Below are 3046 nucleotides of genomic sequence, written 5' to 3'. Positions count from 1 at the left end.
CCCGCGCGAGCGGGGTGGCGGTCCGTCGGCCGATCCCCTGGAACAGCACCGCCGTCGTCGGGACCGGGACCATCTCCACGACGTCGCGGCTCCCGGTGAGGAACCGGCCGATTCCGACCAGGGAGGGGCGGATGCCGCGCAGTTCCAGTTCTACCCCGTGTCGAGCACATTCGCGCACGAGTGCGGCACGGTCGACGAACAGCTCCGGGTCGTGGATGCCCGGAGGCGCTCCGCCTGGTACCCGCTCGGCCACCGTCACGGCGACGAACCTCCCGAGCGGGGTCGCGGCGATGGTGTCGATCACGAGCAGCCCGCCCGGCCGGAGCAACCGGCAGGCCTCGCCCACGGCCGCGGCATGGTTCGCGACGTGCTCGAGGATCTCTCCGGCCGTGACGACGTCCGCGCAGCCGTCGGCCAGCGGCACGGCGGTGACGTCGCCGCGGACCACTGTCACTCCGTGTGAGGCCGCAACGTGCAGGGCCGAGGCGGTGAGATCCACGCCGAGGTGGCGGTATCCCTTCTCGGCGATGTGCGGCGCCAGCAGGCCCGCGCCGCACCCCAGATCGACCAGTACCGCCCCGGGACGCCCGGCGGGAGGCACGAGCGCGCCGCGTGCGCGTGCAAGCCAGTGCAGCATCGCGAAGGGCCCACGCGGCTCCCACCAGCGGTCGACCAGTTCGTCGTACTGGCCCGGATCGTTGCGAGCGGGAACGTTCCGGGCGCCGGCCACCTCCTGAGGCTGTCAGACTGGCGACCATGGGGCCTGTCGAGGCGGGCGCGGTGGGACTCGCGAGGTCGTGCCATCCGGAGCCGACGGCGGCAGTGACGCTGATGCTGACGGCGCTGGCCGTCACCGCGGGGCGCAGCGCAGCAGGCGTGGTGCTCGTCGGCCTGGCGGTCCTCACCGGCCAGCTGTCGATCGGCTGGCTCAACGACGCGCTCGACGCCGCCCGCGACAAGGCTGTCGGGCGTACCGACAAGCCCGTGGTCTCCGGAGCCGTGTCCGAGCGGACCGTGCAGACGGCAGCCCTGGTCGCGGCGCTGGCGTGCGTGCCGCTCTCGCTGGCGTCCGGGCCGGTTGCGGGTGGGGTGCACCTGGTCGCGGTGGCCGCGGGTTGGGCGTACGACCTGGGGCTCAAGTCGACCCGCGTGTCGGTGCTGCCCTACATGGTGTGTTTCGGACTGCTGCCGGCGTTCGTGGTCCTCGGCCTCCCCGGGTCCCCCGTTCCCCCGTGGTGGTTGCCCGTGGGTGGGGCGCTGCTCGGGGCCGGCGCGCACTTCGCCAACGTGTTGCCCGACCTCGACGACGACGCCGCAACGGGGGTGCACGGCCTGCCGCACCGGCTGGGCGCGGCTCGCAGCCGGATCGCCGCGGCGGTGCTGATGCTGGCCGCCACCGTCGTGCTCGCCGTCGGCGTGCCCGTTCCGCCCTGGCTCGCCTGGAGCGTGCCGGTCATCGCGGTTCTGGTGCTCGCCGTCGGCTTCCGGGCCGGGCGCAGACCCGGGTCACGAGCCCCGTTCCGCGCCGTACTGGTGGTCGCCGTGACCGCGGTGGTCCTGCTCGTCGCGGCCGGGCCCGCCATCGTCGGCTGAGCCGCCACGCGGACGAGGCACTCAGGCGAGGCCGCCGAGGTAGGCCCCGACCACCCGGGCCAGCGCCCCGGGCGGGACCGTGCCCCGTCCCAACCCGAGGTCGACCGCCGCATCGAACACGCTGCGGTGCCGCCCTGCCGCCACCACCGCGGCGTCGAGGAACCGCGAGTCCGCCGTCAGCCGGGCCATCACCCCGCTGTGCAGGTGATGGCGACCGAAGCAGCGCCGCATGGCCCGCCGGTGCAGCGCACCAGCCGCGGCACCCGACAGCGCGGCCCGACCGGCGAGCGCACCGGACGCCACGGCGTCGAAGATCCCCTCCCCGGTCAGCGGGTTGACCATGGACGCGGCGTCACCGGCCAGCAGCACCCGACCGTCGGGGTGGAAGCGGGGTCCGGTCGACAGCGGCAGATGGTGGCCTCGGACCGTCATCGGATCCGGGTCCTGTCCCGGGAGCAGGCGGCGCAGGGCAGCGAGGAACTCCTGAAGGTTCCCGACGCCTCGCCGGTCGAACACCCCGTAGCCGACGTTCGCGCCACCACCCGCGACCGGGAACGACCAGGCGTACGCGGGATAGGGGCCGTCCGCGAACTCGATCACCAGCGCCTCCGGATCGAGGACCGAGGGGGTGTAGCCACGGATCGCCAGCGCCGACGACCGCGGCGGGGCCGCCGGTGCGCAGAGGAGGCGCCGGACCGTGGAGTTCGCACCATCGGCGCCGATCACCGTCCGGGCGGCGATCGCGCCGTCGAGCACGACGCCGTCACTCCGCACCTCCAGCGTCCTGACGCGGTGCCGGCGCAGCACCGCCCCGCGGGCCACGGCGGCGTCGACGAGCGCCGCGTCGAAGACCTCACGACGGATCACCCTGTTCGGACGCGCGCAGGTGCGCTCCGCGGTACGGCCCGTCGCGGTGCGGAACCGCAGCCGGGGCACAGCGGGAGCACCCTCGGCGAGACCGCTCACTCCCAGTGCATCGAGGAGGTCGAACACGTGAGCCGCGATCCCGTCACCGCAGGTCTTGTCACGAGGGAACGTCGCGGCGTCCAGCATCAGCACACGAGCGCCGGGGCGCAGCTGCAGCAACCGCAGCGCGGCCGCCGACCCGGCCGGGCCCGCACCGACGATCGCGACGTCGTGGATCACGTCCTCAGCTGCGTCGTCCATGTCAGGCCTCTCTCGGTGCAGATCCCCATGCTGCATCCGCCAGCGTCGCCGGGCGCGTCGAAGCGCGGGATGTGCGGCGTCGGCGGCGCAGACTGATCCGCATGCCGCACCCGTCCGTCGTCGTCGTGGGGGCCGGGCCGGTCGGGATCACCGTCGCGACGCTGCTCGCGCAGTACGGCGTCACCTGCACGGTCGTGGACCGGCACACCCGTCCCTACCCCATGCCGCGCGCCGTGCATCTCGACGGGTCGGCGGTCCGCGTGCTGCAGCAGCTCGGGCTGGCGGA

At 74.2% G+C, this 3046-nt stretch carries 4 protein-coding genes; 2 read left to right on the top strand and 2 right to left on the bottom strand.

Going from position 1 to position 3046, the window contains the following annotated elements; translation table 11 throughout:
* Positions 1 to 730, bottom strand: a 730-nt coding sequence (locus tag JWR81_RS11005; protein ID WP_297650168.1) for a methyltransferase domain-containing protein, incomplete at its 3' end; no start/stop codon positions are given.
* 26 nt (positions 731 to 756) lie between these two features.
* On the opposite strand from JWR81_RS11005, the gene JWR81_RS11000 reads away from it, so the two are divergent.
* Positions 757 to 1593 (top strand): UbiA family prenyltransferase, encoded by an 837-nt coding sequence (locus JWR81_RS11000; protein ID WP_297650166.1) that lies wholly within the window; start codon positions 757 to 759, stop codon positions 1591 to 1593.
* 21 nt (positions 1594 to 1614) lie between these two features.
* Here the strand turns inward: JWR81_RS11000 and JWR81_RS10995 are convergent, their stop codons facing one another.
* Complete coding sequence (locus JWR81_RS10995; RefSeq protein WP_297650164.1) at positions 1615 to 2760, bottom strand: geranylgeranyl reductase family protein; 1146 nt, start codon at positions 2758 to 2760, stop codon at positions 1615 to 1617.
* Positions 2761 to 2861: 101 nt separating this feature from the next.
* Between JWR81_RS10995 and JWR81_RS10990 the strand changes: the two genes are divergently transcribed.
* On the top strand, positions 2862 to 3046 hold a 185-nt coding region (locus JWR81_RS10990), incomplete at its 3' end, for an FAD-dependent monooxygenase (RefSeq protein ID WP_297650162.1).

Source organism: Pseudonocardia sp. (assembly GCF_025965585.1).
Classification (GTDB): Bacteria; Actinomycetota; Actinomycetes; order Mycobacteriales; family Pseudonocardiaceae; genus Pseudonocardia.
The sequence above is the reverse complement of the archived record's forward strand: the minus strand, read 5'-3'. Positions and strand labels throughout refer to the sequence as shown.